Annotated in this window: 15 protein-coding genes and 1 pseudogene; 6 read left to right on the top strand and 10 right to left on the bottom strand. The window is 60.4% G+C overall.

Annotation, left to right across the window (positions count from 1 at the left end; all coding sequences use genetic code 11):
• Nucleotides 1-149 precede the first annotated feature (149 nt).
• Both INT29_RS19450 and INT29_RS19445 read right to left on the bottom strand, forming a co-directional pair.
• Entirely contained in the window at nucleotides 150-380 is a 231-nt protein-coding gene (locus INT29_RS19450; RefSeq protein WP_193073200.1) for a hypothetical protein, read from the bottom strand.
• 6 nt (nucleotides 381-386) lie between these two features.
• Nucleotides 387-1,544 carry a hypothetical protein gene (locus tag INT29_RS19445; protein WP_193073197.1) on the bottom strand — a complete coding sequence of 386 codons (1,158 nt, stop codon included), beginning with the start codon at nucleotides 1,542-1,544 and terminating at the stop codon, nucleotides 387-389.
• A gap of 1,779 nt (nucleotides 1,545-3,323) precedes the next feature.
• Between INT29_RS19445 and INT29_RS19440 the strand changes: the two genes are divergently transcribed.
• The gene (locus INT29_RS19440; protein ID WP_193073196.1) at nucleotides 3,324-3,806 is read left to right on the top strand and encodes a hypothetical protein; all 483 of its coding nucleotides are present in this window, start codon (nucleotides 3,324-3,326) and stop codon (nucleotides 3,804-3,806) included.
• A gap of 367 nt (nucleotides 3,807-4,173) precedes the next feature.
• Here INT29_RS19440 and INT29_RS19435 read toward each other — a convergent pair whose 3' ends face one another.
• Nucleotides 4,174-5,667, bottom strand: a complete 1,494-nt coding sequence (locus tag INT29_RS19435; protein ID WP_193073194.1) for an MFS transporter — start codon at nucleotides 5,665-5,667, stop codon at nucleotides 4,174-4,176.
• A gap of 56 nt (nucleotides 5,668-5,723) precedes the next feature.
• On the opposite strand from INT29_RS19435, the gene INT29_RS19430 reads away from it, so the two are divergent.
• On the top strand, nucleotides 5,724-6,620 hold the full coding sequence (locus INT29_RS19430; RefSeq protein ID WP_226842264.1) for a helix-turn-helix transcriptional regulator: 897 nt from the start codon (nucleotides 5,724-5,726) through the stop codon (nucleotides 6,618-6,620).
• Nucleotides 6,621-6,872: 252 nt separating this feature from the next.
• Here INT29_RS19430 and INT29_RS19425 read toward each other — a convergent pair whose 3' ends face one another.
• The 3 genes and pseudogenes from INT29_RS19425 to INT29_RS20325 all read right to left on the bottom strand — a co-directional run bounded on the left by INT29_RS19425 (nucleotide 6,873) and on the right by INT29_RS20325 (nucleotide 8,243).
• Nucleotides 6,873-7,232: a hypothetical protein gene (locus tag INT29_RS19425; RefSeq protein ID WP_193073193.1), complete on the bottom strand. Its 360-nt coding sequence runs from the start codon at nucleotides 7,230-7,232 to the stop codon at nucleotides 6,873-6,875.
• Entirely contained in the window at nucleotides 7,222-7,350 is a 129-nt protein-coding gene (locus INT29_RS20500) for a hypothetical protein (RefSeq protein ID WP_264298427.1), read from the bottom strand. Before INT29_RS20500 ends, INT29_RS19425 begins: the two co-directional genes overlap by 11 nt.
• 602 nt (nucleotides 7,351-7,952) lie before the next feature.
• A pseudogene (locus INT29_RS20325) lies at nucleotides 7,953-8,243 on the bottom strand (helix-turn-helix domain-containing protein).
• Nucleotides 8,244-8,454: 211 nt separating this feature from the next.
• Here INT29_RS20325 and INT29_RS19415 point away from each other — a divergent pair.
• Nucleotides 8,455-9,786 carry an NAD(P)/FAD-dependent oxidoreductase gene (locus tag INT29_RS19415; RefSeq protein WP_193073190.1) on the top strand — a complete coding sequence of 444 codons (1,332 nt, stop codon included), beginning with the start codon at nucleotides 8,455-8,457 and terminating at the stop codon, nucleotides 9,784-9,786.
• A gap of 44 nt (nucleotides 9,787-9,830) precedes the next feature.
• Here the strand turns inward: INT29_RS19415 and INT29_RS19410 are convergent, their stop codons facing one another.
• The 3 genes from INT29_RS19410 to INT29_RS19400 all read right to left on the bottom strand — a co-directional run bounded on the left by INT29_RS19410 (nucleotide 9,831) and on the right by INT29_RS19400 (nucleotide 14,727).
• The gene (locus tag INT29_RS19410) at nucleotides 9,831-11,042 is read right to left on the bottom strand and encodes a PucR family transcriptional regulator (RefSeq protein WP_193073189.1); all 1,212 of its coding nucleotides are present in this window, start codon (nucleotides 11,040-11,042) and stop codon (nucleotides 9,831-9,833) included.
• A gap of 101 nt (nucleotides 11,043-11,143) precedes the next feature.
• Nucleotides 11,144-12,646, bottom strand: coding sequence for an aminopeptidase P family protein (locus INT29_RS19405; protein ID WP_193073187.1), 1,503 nt, complete (start codon nucleotides 12,644-12,646; stop codon nucleotides 11,144-11,146).
• The gene (locus INT29_RS19400) at nucleotides 12,643-14,727 is read right to left on the bottom strand and encodes an alpha/beta hydrolase family protein (protein WP_193073186.1); all 2,085 of its coding nucleotides are present in this window, start codon (nucleotides 14,725-14,727) and stop codon (nucleotides 12,643-12,645) included. Before INT29_RS19400 ends, INT29_RS19405 begins: the two co-directional genes overlap by 4 nt.
• A 303-nt stretch (nucleotides 14,728-15,030) precedes the next feature.
• Between INT29_RS19400 and INT29_RS19395 the strand changes: the two genes are divergently transcribed.
• Both INT29_RS19395 and INT29_RS19390 read left to right on the top strand, forming a co-directional pair.
• Nucleotides 15,031-16,185, top strand: a complete 1,155-nt coding sequence (locus INT29_RS19395; RefSeq protein ID WP_193073183.1) for a serine hydrolase domain-containing protein — start codon at nucleotides 15,031-15,033, stop codon at nucleotides 16,183-16,185.
• A gap of 101 nt (nucleotides 16,186-16,286) precedes the next feature.
• Nucleotides 16,287-16,649, top strand: coding sequence for an MFS transporter (locus tag INT29_RS19390; protein ID WP_193073181.1), 363 nt, complete (start codon nucleotides 16,287-16,289; stop codon nucleotides 16,647-16,649).
• Between the two features lie 984 nt (nucleotides 16,650-17,633).
• On the opposite strand, the gene INT29_RS19385 is transcribed toward INT29_RS19390, so the two are convergent.
• Nucleotides 17,634-17,903 carry a hypothetical protein gene (locus INT29_RS19385; RefSeq protein WP_193073180.1) on the bottom strand — a complete coding sequence of 90 codons (270 nt, stop codon included), beginning with the start codon at nucleotides 17,901-17,903 and terminating at the stop codon, nucleotides 17,634-17,636.
• Between the two features lie 564 nt (nucleotides 17,904-18,467).
• On the opposite strand from INT29_RS19385, the gene INT29_RS20320 reads away from it, so the two are divergent.
• Nucleotides 18,468-18,661 (top strand): hypothetical protein (locus INT29_RS20320; protein ID WP_226842262.1); only part of this gene is annotated, 194 nt, incomplete at its 3' end.

Here is an 18,661-nt window from a genome sequence, read left to right as displayed (position 1 = left end):
CACTTTTCTTCTCTCTGTCCGGGTCCTGGACGCCCCTAATCATGAAACCCCGAGGCTAGCTTCGGCAGCTGAGACCTCTCACATTGCAAAACACTGAAGCGGAGGCTCACGAGGAGTCTGCGCTTCAGTGTTCATTGAGGTCGTCGAGCCTATGCCTGCTGTGCAGACCTGGCGTTGATCGCTGTGATGGCGCACAGAACCGGCTGGAGAGAATTGGGGTGGGCTACCGATTCTTGGATCCAGGCTTTTGAAGCAGCATCGAAGTCGCTCGGTGCAAGTCTCGCCAGAGACTCATCGAGACTCGCCTTCAGTCCTGGCTTGATCCAACCGAATGAGGCCAGTCGATCGACACCGGTCATGAAATCGTTGAGGTTGCTCATCGTTGGTCAGACCTTTCCTGCGGCAGGTTCTGTCGTGGACCGGGCTTTGAGAGTCTCGGCCATCGAGGTGAACTGGCGAATGTTGTACTCCACGTCATCGATTGCACGGTGGACGGTGCCCATCGCGACATCTGGTGGGTCGAGGAGAGTGCTGACCATTGTTGTCACCGAGGTGGCATCGAGATTGATGGCTGGGATGAGTTCGTAGGAGTCGAGGTTGGCTGCCAGGAAGTTCCTGTCCAGTGTCATCGAGGCTCCGCCGAAGTAGCCCGGCTTGGCAGGTAGAGACGTGATGAACTCGGCCATTGCTTTATCTGCCTCGACTGTCGTGGGTACTGGGCCAGCCAGGTAGTCGGTGGTCAATCCTGATGTGGAGTGCATATCGGCGATGAAGTCGGAGAAGCCGGCAACAATTATCTCGGGGTCGAGTCCTTGAGGTCGCAGGAGAGTCTGGAAGCGGCCGATCTCTTCCATGCCTGACCCGCGGGTGGCGATCATTCCGACTTCGAGCAATGTCTCATCCAGATGGCTCAGTCCCGTTGTCTCCACATCGGTAAACAAGACGATGGCGTTCTCGTCTGTATTGGCGGGGTGAGCCGGGCGCTGCCAAATGATGCGGCAGTCGGCCACCGCGCGACGAGTGAGTGAGATGGCCGACTTCGGATCCAGAAGCCTTGGGCTCTGAACCAGACGAACGCGAGAGCTGTTGAAGAAGATCGAGGAGAAGACTTCGATGGAGTCAACGTCGATGCTGCGGTAGTGCAGGCGTGAGAAAAGCTCCGGGAAGTTGGATTCAAGCTCCGACCTCAGCGATGAGACGTTCGCCGCGGCCAAGTACAGGGGCCCAACGTCGCCGAGGTCGTCGATGAAGGAGGCCAGTGCAGCATCTGTCTCTGCTGGTAATGGTGCTTGGTCGGAGAAGTAGGCGTCGAGGAATCCGCTGGGTCGAAGAGCTGCCGCTTCGTTGTCGTTGAGGTTGGCGATGATTTCGGAGACCGGCACATCCCGGCTGGGCTTGACGAAGACGGTCGTGGCGGCCACGGGAGTGAAATCCGATCCTCGTGTGACTTCGATCCTCACTGCGATCGGAGCCGGTGACGACGAGACGGTGGTCGTTGATATCCATGCGAAATGTGTCTGTGGGGTGATGGCGATTGTGCCCATGGCGAGTCCTCTTGGTAGGGCGTAGCTGTGTTGTCTCCGTTGACTGAGGTGGGGTGAGCTCGTGGTTCGAGCGACTGCATGTTCGAATAGCTCTCCGGCATCGGCGATCTCGGTGGGTAGGCCGTGTGTTCGATTAGTCGCTTGCAGGGGTCCGGACTGTTTCCGGGTATCTCCGAGCCTGGCAGGCGCCCGCCGAACGCGAAGAGCCGGCTCTGTGAGCCCCCAGAAGCCCTCAGGCGCGCATAGAACATCCCAGCCCGCACTGGTGCCGATTCGTCCACGGTGGGAGCTCCTGAGGGGCCCCAGGAGGCGATCGCAGGCCCGGAATGGCCCCTGGGGCTCTCACGCTCGATTTCACGACGGAAAGCCCGGTTGCTGGGCCCGACGTCAGGCGAGGCAGACCTCGAGCCTGTGCGGACAGTCTCGTCCGTGCCGAGAGACCTGGAGCAACTATTGGCGGCAGGTGAGGATCGTGGGCCTGTCGTCGTTTGTATGGTGGCTGCTTTTTTGGTGGTCGCGGCCGGGCTTGTCGGGGTCGGGTGCAACGGTGGCTAGCTACTGTTTCATCAGGGTGCCACCGGCGTTGTAGCAGCGTCTTTTACTCGTTTGTCCAGGTCAGACGGCCTGTGTTTGGTCCGATTCTGTTATTACTACGTTCCTCACGAACCCATGCACCCCCCTATAGAGAAAAAGAGAGACACCCTGGTGAAAATAAAAAGGCATACATGCGTGAACTAGGGGGCTGTAGTAATGTAGTAATTCTTCTTCTTTAGGAAAAGATATAGACATAAGCACTCTGTCTCACCTTGGGTTTTGTCTCGACAATCGAACGCTTGTCTGATTAAAAGTTTCCTACGGTTGTGGTGATTGCCTGTAGTGTTTGGCCAAATCGGGGTCGTATGAGCCGGTTTTTACTACCAAGTGGCGTGCGTCACATCGTGTCGTTTGATGCTGTTTGTTGCAGTTCAGTTCGGCATGGCCACTGGTAATCAGTTCTGAGATAGTTTGCCGATCTTTGATCTAGTACATGGAAGTACGTGATCGTTAACTGACGTTCATTACCGTTTGATCGCTAAAGCATTACAGCGGGCATCTAGACTGCGTCTGTGAACGTTTGATGTCTAGTCGTATACCGTTGTCACTGTTTGCGTGTGTTTTCTTAGTTGGTTCGCGTTTGCAAACGCAATCAAACTGCATCAAACGGCATGGTGGGACGTGCGTCGATGCTGCCTCTCGGTCCTAAGATGTGTTCGCATGATGGGTTTTTGCCTGTAATGCCTGGTGAGAGCACCCGCGTCATCGAGCGGTCGGGTTTTCGTGTTTCTGTGTGCCGGCTGTGGTTGAGCTGTGTGTGAGTGCTTGATGCGGTGGTTTCTGAGAGGTATACCCCCTGGGGGTGTTGGTGGTTGGTGCGAGTCGTTTTTGGCTCGAATGTGCTGTTTTTCGCTCGGATCGTCAGTTGCTGCATCAGTGGGGTCTGGAGGGTGGTTTTCGGAGCTGTTGTGCGTTCACATGGTGGGATTTTGCCTGTAATGCCTGGTGAGAGCACCCGCGTCATCGAGGGGTCGGGTTTTTCGTGTTCTGGAGATCGGGCCAATTCGGCCACTTTTGGCCCACTTGGTGTCGCGAGTGTTTTGAGGGCAGTTTCGGGTACGAAATGTAGCCCGGATATCGCGTATTTTTAGCCCCCAGTTTCGACGCTGAAGCGGAGGCGAGGAACCACGTCGACACCCCTTCTCTTGTGATGGTGACAACGACCCTTCACGAAAGGAATTGGGCATGTCCATCATTACTGCACTCCAGTCGGCAGAGCATGGCCACGCGACCTCCGGGGCCACCTACCGCGCAGACCTCGACAGCATCCTCCATCAGGTCGACGCATCACCGTTCCCCTTTGTCCCCCAGGTTCTCCTCGAAGATCCCGCGCACGGTGTGGACTATGCTGCCGGCAAGGCTGTCGCGTTCTATTACATTGACGACGTCTACCGACACCGCGTGTTCGAATATTCGGACGACCCGAACGTCCACATATGTGTCGAGCTCACACTGTCGGCTCTGACCGTGTCCGGGCAGTGGTTCATCGACGAGCTCATGATCACATTCTTCGGACGCACCCACCTCATCGACGACTGCGACGAAGAATCCACGACCTTCCTCATCGACCCACTGACAAACCACAAGCCAGCAGCATCGAAACTCGCCGACCAGCTAGCCCTGGCACGCACGCGCCGGGTGGCCTCGAAACGCAGAAGGCTTCTCTGACAGCTCGCCCGACCAGACTGCAACATAGATGACGGCCACCAGCGAATAGTTCGCTAGTGGCCGTCGGTTGGTGATGAGACGGTTGAGATGTCCGCTGTCGTGCAGTGGACCACTCAATTGGGCGGGTCTTGCGTCAATTCGCTGGAGATTCTTAACTTAGATTCTCACCACGTCGCACGGACTATACGGGAACTTGGCACGAACGCAATGAAAGCCTGCCAACGCGGATTGGTTCGCCGGGAGAATGAGCGCGATGACGAATGAGTGATGTCAGCTGATGTCCGGTGTGAGGATCTGCAAACAACTCAGTCTTCACGCGCAGAGCTTTTTGGATGCAGTCCCGGTGGAACTGAGGGGCATCATTGGATTACCTCTTAGGTAGCGCGAGTGCACAGAGTGCGAAGACTATTGCGAACCCGGCTTGGACAAGCATGCAGACTGCCAGAGCCGTCGCATAGATCTGCCCTGATGTTGCTGTGGTCGATCCGGTCAAAGCCGTACCCAGGAATCCGCCGGCTACCGCAACTCCTAGGCCCATGGCAGCCTGTTGCACAGTTTGGAGGACGCCGGATGCTGCGCCTGCCGAAGTTGGTGGAACGTCGGCGATCATGGCGCCTACCAACGGCCCAAACATGAGGGCCTGACCGATACCCACACCGACCAGCAGTGCTGCCAGCGTCAACGGGTTCAGGTCATCGCTCTGGACGTACACAGACCATGCGGTGACTGCCAACATTGCAGCTTGCACGATCCCGCCGATCGTGAGTAGGCGACGGAAACCGAAACGAGGTGCTAGCTTCCCCGCCCAGATCGATGCAGCGAAGAAACACAGAGCAAATGGGAGCAGCACAAGGGCTGCGTTCATCGGCGACCAACCTAGCCCAGTTTGCGTGGTCAGGGCATAAAGGAAGGTGAATGCGCCGAAGGCCGACTGGAGAATCAACGCCATTACCAGGCCGAGCCGGTAAGACCCCAGCCGCAACAGCGGAGGCGGCACGAGAGGGACGAGGTCACTGCGGTGCAGTGAATGCTGACGCATCCAGAACGCCGCGAATAATACCGGGACCGCTCCCAAGAGCACCCAGGACCACGCCGGCCACCCGAGCGCACCGCCTTGAGATAAGGGGATCAGCAATGCCAGCAGCGCCGAGCCAAGTAGCACCGTCCCGATGAGATCGAGAGAACGGTGGCCTGGAGCGTTAGTCGCTGGCATCCAGCGAAGGGCAGCAAGAAACGCGATGACGCCCATGATGACGCTCATTGCGAAGACAGTTCGCCAAGGTGCACCCAACAGCGGCACGGACAACAATACGCCGCCGAGGACTTGGCCTACTGCGGTAGCGCCGCCCGCAGTCGCACCAAACAGCCCGACGGCCCGGGCTCGTTCCCGTCCCTGCGTGGAGGCTGTGATGGTGGCCAGCACTTGAGGCACCATGGCTGCTGCGCTCACGCCGGCAAGGGCGCGCGCAACAATAAGAATCGTGATTGTCGGAGCGAGCATCGAGGCGAGGGACGCCATGGTGAACCCAGCCATGCCGATCAGGAAGAGGCGTCTCCTGCCGAACAGGTCACCTAACCGGCCACCGACGACCATCGGGGCAGCGAAGCCAAGGGTGTAAACCGACACCACCAGTGATTGTTCAGCCGCGGTTGCCTGCAGCGAAGTGCCTATGTTCGGCACGGCGATTCCAGTGGCGGCGAAGCTCACGACCGACAGAAGTAGCGCTGACAGTGCTGTCATCAGGCCTGCCAGGCCCAGAGTCGGGGGGGACGCTTCGGAGCCGGTGGGCACGGTGGTCTCGTTGAGGTCTCGGTTTATGGGCGGGGGCGCATCATTGTGCGCGTTCGTTCTTGAAGTCATGATTCGACTTTGACAGCAGTTTCATCCCGGTACCAGAAGCCTGTTTATAGGGGTATTTGCAGAACCTGGATATGCTGATGCGGGTATTGCATGATGGAGACATGACCGGCCTACGACCTCGTGAGACCCAACAAGAACTCGGTGCATTCCTGCGCAGCCGACGTGAACGGCTCACCCCGGATCAAGTCGGTCTCCCCGCTACCGGTCGACGGCGCACTCCTGGCCTGCGACGTGAAGAAGTTGCTGTGCTCGCCGGGGTCGGCGTCACCTGGTACACCTGGCTCGAACAGGGACGCTCGATCAACGTCAGCACTCAGGTCCTAGCCTCAGTTGGCAGAGCACTTCGCCTCGACGATGCGGAGCTACGGCACATGGAGCGTCTCGCTGGAATCCGAGCTGAATCGAACGGGCCAGTCGGCTTGGACGCACCCATGTCGGCGGCCTACCAGCCAGTGCTCGACAAACTCGATCCGTACCCCGCGTGTCTGCAGACCAATGCGTTCGACATCGTTGCCTACAACAGTGCTTACCGCTTCCTATTCACTGACATGAACCAGATACCGCCACCCGAGCGAAACTGTGCGCTGCAATTCTTCACCGATGAAGAATGGAGAAGCCGCTACATCGACGACGAGGTCGTTGCATCAAGGATGGTCGCCCAGTTGCGCTCAGCTGTCGGTAGTACAACCAATTCTGGCGCGGGGCAGACCATCAAAGAGCTGCAACTGCGCTCTGATGAGTTTGCCGAACTATGGAGCCGTCATGACGTTTTATTCCAGCATTTGGAAACGAAGCGCTTGGACAGCCCCGTCGTCGGTGAGCTCGATCTCAATTTCGTCACCACCAACGTCGCTGAGACTGGGTACAGGCTCACCGTGATGACACCAGCCGACGAGACCACTTCACAGAGGCTTACTCAGTTGTCCGAACTGACCGCCGATGCAGGAATATGATTCACGAACACGAAATTGCCCTAGTGCCTATGGCCCACCCGTGAACGGTCTAGGCACTCCGATGGACAAGTGGCACCGTACCAATCAAGTAGCACCCAAGCGCCACATCCGTTGAATATTGGCTGAGCACTTCGTTGATTCTGGCCTCTAATAGTTGGCAGCTGTCAACTGATCAATGGGGATTGCATGAGGTAGCCTCATTAACTCCCTGCGCCACAGCGGACAGCGACGCGATTGAACCGTTTTCGTCGCTCATAGCTTCTCCTCTCGCTGTCTGAGGCTGAATAGCCGAATGTACTTACCCCACAGTCTGGCGAAGAGCTCATTGGCTACGGCCACATCGGCCTCATAATCGGGAGCTTCGGGCCGGGCAGCGATCCAGGCAATCATGGCGTCCATATCGTCGATACCGTCTTCAGCGACGATCTCCAGCGCACTGATGCGCGCGTGCGACGGATGGTCCGTTGTCACGATGAAACCGGCCTCAGACTTGAGCTCAATCGCAATACCCGCGGCTGCCACGCGCAGTGATGTGTGATCGACTTTGGCGCGATCCAATGCCTCTTCTTCGGCGATGTCGAGCGAAACCAGACCACTACTATCAATGGACATCAGAATCCTCCTCGTCGGCCTCAAACGTCTCCGGCAAGGATCCAAGGACCGGGGCGACACTGAGGACGAAGACCGCCACCATAATGATGACGATGAGTGAAATGGAGATGCGAAGCATGAGCCTTTCTCTCCTGTAGGAGTCGGGCACGGTTTCGCCCGCTTACCTACATCAGTCGGAGGGTCTCGGCCCAGTCGATACCGCAGTATGCGTTCATCGGTGCCTGCTCTTTCCATCGACGATGGGTACTTCAGTTCGGGAACGGGGTACGTGCAAAGCAGCGTCCTAATGGAAGGGCTCGTCGGCTCAGCATGTGATTAGCAGTACCTTGCCGTAGTTGCCGCCGGGATCTGATCTTGCCTTAGAGCTCTGTGGTCCGCGGTATCGGGCGGGATCTGATCCGAAATATTGTTCCTGTTGGCCACCTTAGGGGCCAAATGCGGAGGGAGCCAAAGACACGTCCCTTACGAGGACTCTTGGTACGGGGAAGACCTTACTGGCTCCCTCCAGCACCCATTAGGTAACGGGGGCGACCGCCGAGCCGGACCATACGAGCGCGTATCCGGTGTCGAGGACCAGCCCGACGACCGCCGAGGGAAGCAGGGCGAGATCCCTCCACTACTAAGGGCGGGACTCGGTCTCTGCGCTAGGTTCCGATGGGCTCCGCACCGGGACCGGCCCGCAGCACGCTTCGCCCGAGGGCTTCAGCGACTTCAGACTAATCAATCGCAGAGAGTTGGTCCGATTCTCCGCCGTCGAGCGGAGCGGCTCGACGTCCCCGCAGCGGCCGGCTCGGTGCATGCAGTGTCCCGGCACATTTCATTCTCGTCCACCGCCACCGCCAGCGCGACGTGCACGATCGCGGTCAGAGCGCCAGCGATGTGGGGGTCGGCGATCTCATAGCGGGTCTACCTGCCGTCCGGCTCTGCGACGACGATTCCGCAACCGCGCAGGCAGGACAGATGGTTCGATATATTCGTGCGCGCCAGCTCAAGATCCCGGGCTATCCTCATCGGACAGCCCTGTCATCCGTCGCTGTGATTGTTCGAGTGATCTACGACAGCGGATGGCACTGGCAGGATCTGCGAACTGGATGCCGGAGAACGATCCGATACTACCCATCCCAGCGGCGAGAGCGGCGACAGACATCTGTGCACGTTCTCCCCGCTGACTGTCAGCAGATGTCGCTTTTCCGGGTTCGGCAGATAAGAGGAGGATGAGAACATGTCTCACACCGCGAAGCTTCACTCATCTCATGCTCAACCGACCGACGTCATCATCGTCGGAGCCGGCGTCATCGGCACCTCCATCGCGCTGTCTCTGTCCCGTGCCGGGTTCACAACACTGGTGCTCGATCGGAATCATGCTCCCGGACAGGGTTCGACGGCCGCCTCGAGTGCGGTCGTGAGGTTCAACTACTCGGTATTCGACAGTGTGGCCGCGGCGTGGGAGGCCAAACTGCGATGGAAGGACTGGACGGATCACCTGGGAGAGGTTGACCCCGATGGCATGGCTCGATTCCGGCGCACGGGAATGGTCGCTCTCGATGTCGACCTTGCTCCGAAGGCACGCATTGCCAAGCTATTCAACCGTACCGGGGTGCCCTATGAGGACTGGACCGCGGATATTCTGGCCGAACGGATTCCCGGGCTCGACAACGGACGCTACTGGCCTCCCAGAGCGCTGAGCGATGACACCTTCTGGGACGAGTCCGCCGACGTGCTGGGCGCCCTGTGGACCCCGGATGCCGGCTATGTCGATGACCCTTCATTGGCTGCCCGCAATCTTGCCCATGCCTCTGCCACACTGGGGGCCGACTTTCGTTTCGGATCCTCGGTCACCGGAGTCAACGTAGTCAGTGGTCGGATCTGCGGGGTCGAGGTCGACGGTCGGGAGACGCTGAGCGCACCCATCGTTGTTAACGCCGCCGGCCCTTGGTCAGCCGATCTGAACGCTCTGGCGCAGGCAACGAATGACTTCACGATCACCACCAGGCCCATGAGGCAGGAAGTCCATCACGTCACGGCAACCGATGGCTATGTCGTCGGCGGAGGGCCGATCATCGCCGATATGGACTTGGGTACGTACATCCGTCCCGCCACCGGAAACGCGCTCTACATCGGAGGCACTGAGCCCGAATGCGATGAGTTGCAGTGGTTGAGCGATCCTGAGTCCGCCAAGATGCGGCCGACTCAGCAGGTCTTCGACTCGCAGGTGGCGCGAGCGGCGAAGCGTCTGCCCGACCTGGCAGTACCGAATCGGCCCAGCGGGATCGTGGGGGTCTATGATGTCTCGAGTGACTGGACTCCGATCTATGACCGCACCGAGATCGATGGCTACTATGTTGCGATCGGCACCAGCGGCAATCAGTTCAAGACCGCGCCGGTCATCGGCGACCTGATGGCCGAGATCATCACCGCGGTGGAGAACGGACACGACCACGACGGCTCTCCCGTGCAGTATTCGGCTCCGCGTTCTGGTCTGAGCATTGACACTGGAACCTATTCGCGCAAACGTCCGATCAACCCGGATTCCTCAGGCACGGTCATGGGCTGAGTAGGAACGGTTTCGCAATGGGCATGTCTGCGCCGATCCGATGTTCAGGTGGTGATGTCAAGTAGCCTGGCGAGTTTGAGACCGAGGTGCAGGGACAGACGGTCTCCTCCGTCGGAGAGGCTCATCCGGGTGATCGCTTCGATGCGTTGGATGCGCTGGTAAAGGCTCGCTCGGTGCAGATTGAGTGCGGCCGCTGCGGCCTGAGCGCTCCCGGCCAGATCGAGGTAGGTCTCCAAAGTGAGGGCCAGCTGACCCTCACGATCCTCACGCAGCAGATGGCGCAAACCCTCGGGAACCGCTTCGAGCGGAAGCTCGTCATGGGAGAGATGAAGCAGGAGCCGATAGATACCCAGCTCCTCGTAACGGGCGATCGCTGCGAAACCCGGCACCGCCGAGGCGACCCGCAGCACGTCCTCGGCCCCGGAAACCGTGCGGTGGGCTTCTGCCAGTCCGTGCAGAACTGGACCGAGTCCCACCTGCACTTGTGCTGCCTGATTGTTCTTCTCTACCGTCCGAATGAGGAGTTCCGCATGGCCGCGCAGCATGTCGTGACTGGGCAGGTAGGCTCCCGCGATGAGAACGGTCCCGAATCCACCCGAGCGGCTCAGCGAGATGGCCGAGGCCGGAACGATGTTGCGCACCATTCTTTGCAGCGCCAGATCGAGGGTGACCGCCTGAGCGCCAGTCGTATCGGAGTGCGGTGAGGTGACGCGGATGGCGACGGCCACCGTGGGACAGCCGTCAGGGAGGACATCGAGACGGACTAGCTCCGCGGCTGCGGGTTCGCGCACCGTCGGCTGGTTTGAGATGAGATCGCGCAGAAGATCCCGATCACGCGAATTGCGCAGACTGCCCAGCAGTTGCTGCCGGTGCATGAGCTGACCCATGGCTGCGGCAGCTTCGGAAGCGAGGACCAGCTCGGCATCCGTGACACTGCTACCTTCGTCGATGAGCCAGAGATAGCCGAAGAGTCGACCCTCACAGCGGATTGGAACGCAAACCCGGGCCAGGAACTTGAGGTCCTTTCGCGGAGGAATGCGCACCGGGGACGTCGCCTCGGCGATATGGAGGTCTTTGAGGAGCGACACGACCTCTTCGGGGCCCCGGCGCTCGACGAGGGACCGGATGCGGGTCTGATCAATGTCCTCGTCGTGCGCGGTGTGGGCAAGCAGGCGGATATTGGGATCGTCGATGGCGACTGATCGGCCCAAGCGGGCGGACAGACCTTCGGCGACGGCCTTCAGCTCGTCTTCCATGCCTCCGATTCTGCCACCGGGGACGACCACAGCGCTGACTTTCTCTAATCGGCAATGTCGATCACGTGCCCGGTTGGTCGAGCGCAGGCCGCCCCGGTCGATCATGGCTGAACAGTCGTTGTCCCGAGCACGCTCGCTGTCCCGGGGGCGGCCACCTTACCGGAAGCAACGGGGCGGCCCGGCACGGTTGCCTCGACGCCGTTCTGCAGTGCAGACAGCCAGTCCTCGGTCTCGTCGGCTGTGACGGGCAGCTCGTGGGAGAGTACGTCGATGCCCTCGTCAGTGATGACGACATTATCCTCGATGCGCACGCCGATACCCCGCAGACTTTCTGGCACGTATTCGTCGTACGGTGAGAAGTAGAGGCCGGGTTCGACGGCGAGCACATGGCCTGCCTCGATCGTTCCCGCGAAATACTCGGCCGCGATCGGCATGGCGTCGTGGGTGTCGACGCCGAGCATATGGCTCGTCGTGTGGAGGGTCCATCGCCACCCCCGCTCTGCCGGGTCCAGATGCTCGAACTCAGGATGGGGAAGGACGCCGAGGTCGGCCAGTCCGTCGATGAGGATGCCCCTTGCTGCGAGGTGCGGAGCGCTGAAGGCGGCACCGGGCCGGGCAGCATCGTGCGCGGCGGCGCGGGCAGCGGCGACGATGTCAAGGACATCTCGCTGCGGTTCTGAATAGCGTCCGGACACTGGAAGGGTGCGCGCGATGTCCGCCGAATAGAGCTCGTGGCCTTCCACCCCGGCATCGATGAGCACGAGTTCACCAGGAGTGATGGCCCCTGTGTTCGCTTGCCAATGCGGGATGGTCGCACGGGGGCCTCCGCCCACGATCGGGGTGAAGGACCCACCACGACCGAGGGCACGGGCAGTGGATGTGAACACACCCTCGATGAATGCCTCTCCGTGCGCTGGCGCGTTCGGCAGGGCCCTGGCGATGGCCTCGAACCCGCGGACGGTATCCTCAACGACCTGCCGCAGTTGGGCGATCTCGTAGTCATCCTTGAACAGGCGTCGTCGGGCGATCTGTTTTTCTAGCTCACCACCATCGTCGGCCACGAGCTCGTCGACCAGGGGATCCAGGTTCCGAACGGTACGGGCAGAGATCCCGCGCAGACGTGCCGGCAGATCGGAGAGATCCCGGGTCTCGACGCCGAGGCGAGTCGAGGTGTCCGAAACAGTCTCGCGCATGCCCTCCCACATTGCTTCGTGAGGGTCGAGTATCGACAGGGGATGCTCCAACGGAGGGTGGACGGGGATGAAGAGCACTCCTTCGTCGTCGGGGCCGATGACGAGTACCGAGTGCGGTTCGGCTTCACCGACGAGCCACATGAAGTCCGAGGACGGGCGGAATGGATGCGGCAACTCCTTGGTCCGCAGCGGTGCGGATCCGGCCGGTATGACGAGAGTCTCACCTGAGAAGTCGGTTGAGATAGTCTGCCGGCGCACTCGTCTGGGTGCGGTACCTTCCCATTCCTGTGCTGGATCGGTAGCCTGACTCCAGCCGCGGGTCATGATCTTGAGAAGTTCGGGTGAAATGCTGCGGATGCCGGGCGAGTTCTCCAGATGCTCGGTAAGTTCGGCGATGCTCCAGTTCTTCACAGCCCATCAGCTCCGGAGATTGCAGGCTCGGCAACGATTTTGGAGTTGACCGAAACCTTGGCTTTCGTCGAGGTCGAGACAGGCGTGGCTTTCGGTCCCATATGGGCGTCGAACCATTCCAGAGTGCGAGTGGTCTGATCGATGAGCGCGGGCAATTTCCTGATCCCATGACCTTCGCCTGGGTAAACGAAGCAGAAGGATTCCACCCCGGCAGCCAGCAGGGCATTGTGGAATTCCGTGGCCTGCCCGGGAGGCGTGCAGACGTCGACGCTTCCTGCGGTCTGCAGAGTCGGGGTGACCACCCGGTTTGCGAACCACACCGGAGAGCGTTCGAAGGTCAGGCTGGCAGGGTCTTCCGGACCACCGGTGAGGATGAGCTCATCGAAGTACGGGATGTTCGAGGTGTAGTGCTGGGAATACCAGTCCGTGACGGGAGCCATCGGCACCGACGCCGCGAAGCGCTGGTCCTGGGTGATCAGCCAGGCGGACATGAAGCCTCCATATGAGGCTCCGGTGACGCCGATGCGGTTCGGGTCGGCGATGCCACGGTCGACGAGGGCATCGATGCCGCTGATGTAGTCATAGGTGTCTGCTCCGCCGGGATCGCCGAAGACGGCCCTGGCGAACTCCTGCCCGCGTCCGCTGCTGCCACGAGGGTTCGGATGGAGCACGGCATAGCCGCGATGGGCGAGCAGGCGCGGATAGTTGATGCCGAGCGTCCAGTGATTGCGCCAAGCCCAGACCGGCCCGCCGTGGACGTTGAGGACGAGAGGGAAGGGCCCCTCGCCCTCGGGAATGACGAGCAGACCTTGGATCTCGGTGCCATCCGGGGCATTCCAGGACACCGTCTCGACCGAACCGGATCGACGAGCCACCTCGTCAATTCCGGTGTGTCGGAAGGTGGCGATCCGTGACACTGACCCGTTTCGCAGCCAGGCCACCCCATGATGGTCAGTGTAGGAGTTGTGAACGATCGCTGCTGACTCGTCAGGCAGGAACGACCCCACCGGATACCGATCACCGCAGGTGGAGTCGCTGGCCCACAGTTCGCGAGCTTCGCCGCTAGTGACGTCGTAGACACCGGTTACGGTGTCGAGCCCACGGACGCCCATGAAGGCGAGCCGGTCGTCGTCGAGCCACTGGAGGTGGGTGACATCGGTGCCGAGGGGGTGAACCGTCGTGGCTCCGCTGCGGTCGAAGAGGTGGATCTCTCCGGCGACCAGCCAGCGATCGGAGCAGATCGCCTCCACAATTGCCTGCCGGGCTCCGTTCGGGCTGGCCGCGGGCCAGCCAATCTGAGTCTCGGGACTGAAAAGGAGGTCGGTGGTGGCCGAATCGCAGTCGACGCTGAGCAGTTCGGCGGTGTACCAGGCACCTTCGTCAGGGGACTCGCTGGCGACGATGAGCAGTGACCCTGGCCCGTTCCAGCAAGATTCCCAGACGTTGAGGCCCAGATCGAGCTGCTCGACAATTCCCGTGTTCAGGTCATAGATCCACACCGCGCGCCAGTCGTCGTGACGGATTCCGGACTCGATCTGCGGCATCCATGCGGGCCGGTCTTCACTCGACTTCGCCGAGGCGGTCGTTCCCGACCCCTGCCCGCCCGAGAGGTCGGCACCTCGACCTGCGACGCCGAGGAGAATCTGTGTTCCGTCGGGCGACCAGCACAGTGATTCGATGGTCCCATCGACCTCCGGCGCCGAAGCGACGTCCTCGGTGGTGACGGTGAGCAGGGAGAGCTGCTGCGCTCCTGCGGAGTCGGCGTCCGAGGTGAAGGCGATGGTGGTGCCGTCGGGGGAGAACGCGGGGTTGAGTTCACTCACTCCTTCGCCGGGTTCTGTGAGTGTGCGGTGACCGTCCTCCGTCGTTAGTGCGATGCGGTAGGTGGGTGAGGAATGCAGGTCCTTGCGGACTTCGCCGGCGAAGGCGATGGCGCTGCCGTCCGGAGCCGCTGATGGCGCCGTGGCGGAACTGATCTGTGAGTAGCCCGGGGAGTGCCAGTCCTCGTAGAAGCTGTTGACGCGCTCGAATTCCTCGGTGTCGCGGATGTCGATCCGATGCTGTCGGAACTGTTCGGCCATGGGGATCCCTCCATTGGAATGTTGGTACCGTCGGCGGTGGCGGGTGTGCCGACGGTCGATGGATTGTCTGAGCCGGAGTTCGTCCGACACCCTCGAATATTCCAGACGACCCCATTCATTGGAACCGACATGTGTCGCCCCGATGCCAGTCAAGAATCAACATCGGTCTGAGGCGTCGGCGCTTGACCCTGAGTAGCGTGATCTCACCACCACGTAGTCGCTGCCGGTGGGGAAACCAGCGTCTCCGCCGGTTCCGACCAGCTTATGCCGGCTAACAGGCCGAGCAGATTGGGAGAGAGCATCATGACGTTCGACGTTGAACGAGTCAAAGAAGTCGCCGTAGCACAGCTCGAGTTCGATCCGGGCGGCGGGGCGGCGCTGAGTGTCTTCGTCGATGGTCAGCCGGTGCTCGACGAGACCTGGGGTGTGGCGGACCGGGAACGTGGTACGGCCTATGTGGGCTCGACTCTGCAGATCATTCAGAGCATGGGCAAGGGTGTTGTAGGAGCGGTGGCGGCCATGCTCGTCAGTCGTGGACAATTGGACGTCGATGCCCCAGTGGCATCCTATTGGCCGGAATTCGCTCAGTCCGGCAAAGGTGAAATCATGGTGGCTCAGCTGCTCTCTCACCAGGCGGGCCTCGCCTATCTGGACGGAGGCATGCCCCTGGCCACGACGACGAATTCGGCCAACGACAGAGAGGAACTCGGCCACAGGTTGGCCGCACAGGCACCCGCGTGGAGAGCCGGTGCACATCTCGGATACAGCCCGCAGGTGTCGGGCAACTACGCGGACTTCGTCTTCGAGCACGCCAGCGGCCGCAGCTACTCCGAGCTGCTGACCGAGCTGACGGCGACGGTGGGGCTCGAAATGTATGTCGGGCTCCCGGAGGAACAGACTTCCCGAGCCGCGACAGTTGCGATCACCACCGATCTGGAATCGCCGGTGATTATGCCGGGCGAGAACCCCGACCTCCCGAACTACTCGGAGATCATACAGAAGTTGGTGCACAACATCCCCGAAACAGTGGAGGATCCCATCGGAGCCTGCAACGGCGCTGCGATTCGTCGGGCACACTTCCCAGCTGCCAACATGTTCTCCAATGCCAGGTCGGTCGCCGGCCTCTACGCAGCAATGGAGCGCGTCCTCGCCGGCGAGGATTCCTCACTGTGGTCTCGCAAGGGACTCCAGATCGCAACCACAGAGCGAGTACGCAGTGTTGACTCACTCTTGGCGGTCGAATCGGCCTTCGGAGTCGCCTTCCAGAAACCCGGCCCCACCTACCCCTTTGCGAAGGGGCGAAATGCTTTCGGCCATGGGGGAGCTGGAGGATCATTCTCAATGGCCGACCCGGACATGGGGCTGGCCTTGTGCTGGCTGCCGAGCGGCTATTGTGTCGACCATTTCGACAGAAGGGGCGTCGCCATCGTTGACGCAGTTTACGCGGCCCTGGACTGAGAGCAGCCAGTCACCGAGTTGATCCGGGCAGCGGAACAGATCCGAGAAGTCCCGTTAACAGTGCAATTTGACGACTCAACACTCAAAGGAGAGTGCGAAACATGAGACAGACCGCGCATACGACCCCGACCAAACGGTCGAGTTCGGCCAGTCGAGTGATCGTGGCGACCGCCACCGGAAACTTTGTTGAATGGTTCGACTTCGGCATATACGGGTTGACGGTCATCGTGCTCGCCGATGTCTTCTTCCCACCAGAAGCCGGAGCCTCGGCGGTATTGGCCGCGCTGGCGGTGTACGGGGTCGCCTTCGTGGCGCGACCGTTGAGCGCCTTCTTCTTCGGCTGGGTGGGAGATCGATTCGGACGGCGGAATGCGCTCAGCTTGTCCATCCTCATCATGGGTGTCGCCACCGCGTGCATCAGTCCCCAATGTTCTTTCGTCGCGTCGCTTGCCCTCGGCAGATAGGGCATCCGCGTAGCCTTGGCGCCCGTCGCGCCTTGTGCCCGTTTTCGCAGGTGAAGACAAACTGTTGGCGGCTATTAGCCGCGACAGTGGCTGGATCTCTCTCGTCAGCCCAGTAGGCAAGAATCTCCGGAACGTTGGCGACGGACTTGTCCGCGTAGGAATCAGTCTCCTTCCGGTACTCAGACATCCGCCGTTCGATGCAGGTTGGACAGTTCCAAAGACCGGCCGGTGACGATACGAACTTGTGGCCATAGTCAGCGCACCGCCAATGGATCTTTCGCGTCGCCTTCGATGGTGTCGTCAGCCAATCCTTCTCTGAATTGAGGTCACGATCCCACCACGATAGAAACTTCGAGCCCGAGTCTTTGAATAGGTTCGAGGCTCCTGGCTGTCTTGCGGGAGTCCGACGAGTGCCGCTCTTCCTGCAAGAGCACGCCATGTTACCGACTCCACGAGCTTCAATCTTCCCGCACCTTCGGCACTGCACTCGATGAGGATCTCCAGACATCGAGGGTGAGAAACACGCCCCCAAGTACTCGTAGCCCATCTCGGCCGCGTGTTGACGCACTGCGTTAACGTCCTCGATCTCAGTCGCACGACTAACGAGCGGATCACGGTTCCATTGCCACCAGAAGCACGCACGACACGGCTTCTCGGAGTCCGCCTTCTCGATAATGTAGTCCAGGCGGTAGTGAGCCACCGTGCCACAGACTAGGCATTCGGTGAGCCAGTAGGCTGTCGCTTTGCCGGGGAAGTCGTCGACTGCTTTCAGCCCCGCTCGATTGAGCAATGACCCAAGATGCTCAAGACACCACGTTGGTTTCGTCCGAGTCGAGAATGCACCCAGCTCCGAGCACCCTTCCCACTGACAGACCGCTTGGGCCACCGCCACCCACCTCCGCCTTCACTCACCGTTGACGAGACTTCTCGCCCTCACCACCTCTGATCATAGACAGCAGTAGTGGCAGAAGAGGTCTTGACTGTCTAACGCTTGACTGACCTCACGGTTATGACCACCCAAGCAACGACAGACATCACCCACACGACGATCAGCACCTGAGCGATGATGAACGCCATTCCGAACGCGGCAATCGCAACGTCGCCAAGCACCGGCACCCACCGAGCCAAGCCGAGAGTGGCAACCATGCCGACACTGAATCCCGACAGCAGACCCCACGCCAGCTTCAACACCGAACGGACGAGAATCTGCGACCTCGACGCTGACCGAGCCTCGCCATTTCGGACAACAGACACGTGACCTCCATAGCAACAGATAATCCATCACCCGGATCAGAGATGCGACCACCGCCATGGTTCATCCACGACAATGCCGCACGTAGAGAAGACATGCACCCAACAACGACCACCCGGCAGCTCGGAGCAGACCACGGTAGTGGCAAAGTCACCGACGCGACCGGACTGCCCAGGCCGGGAGCAAACGCTGCGGCGGTAGCCGCCGAGCGTGATAGCCGACTAGTAAAGAGGGCTCCGCCCTGGCGGGCGTCGCCTTCAGCGCAGCGTTTCTTTTCGCCGCGAAGCGGCCTCGTTTCGTCCCTTAGTCCCAATGCGTCACCGACAGTTCAACTATTCGTCCCCGACAATCGGCGCGTACGTCAGCCAACCGGCAACACTGAACCTCTATAGACCAAGCCAGCAGGCAGACCAACCCCGAACCCAGCCACGCAGTCAAAGCAACACCTCTGACGCAACTTCACACCGGTATCGGTACGCAACCCACTCGCCTATTTCACATATCACCTGCACTCAGCCACGCACTTACTTGGTCACACGCTTGCGTGTGCAGCCGGAGGCTGAAGATTGACTGACGTCCTGATTGGTTACTCCTATTTCTTTATCGACTTCATGTCACACCTGCCGCAGCAGGCCACGCTGCGCGTGAGTCCCGTTCCGGCCCAGTTCGATCACCATCTAGGTCCTTTACGCCTTCCCCGCCATACGGAATTTTTCAAGTCAAGCGGTACCAGGGTGAGTGAGGCAGTGGTTAGGCTGCC

The sequence above is a fragment of the Brevibacterium sp. FME37 genome (assembly GCF_014897485.1).
In the GTDB taxonomy this organism is placed as follows: domain Bacteria; phylum Actinomycetota; class Actinomycetes; order Actinomycetales; family Brevibacteriaceae; genus Brevibacterium.
Note: the sequence above shows the minus strand (reverse complement) of the source record. Positions and strands in the feature narration are given on the sequence as shown.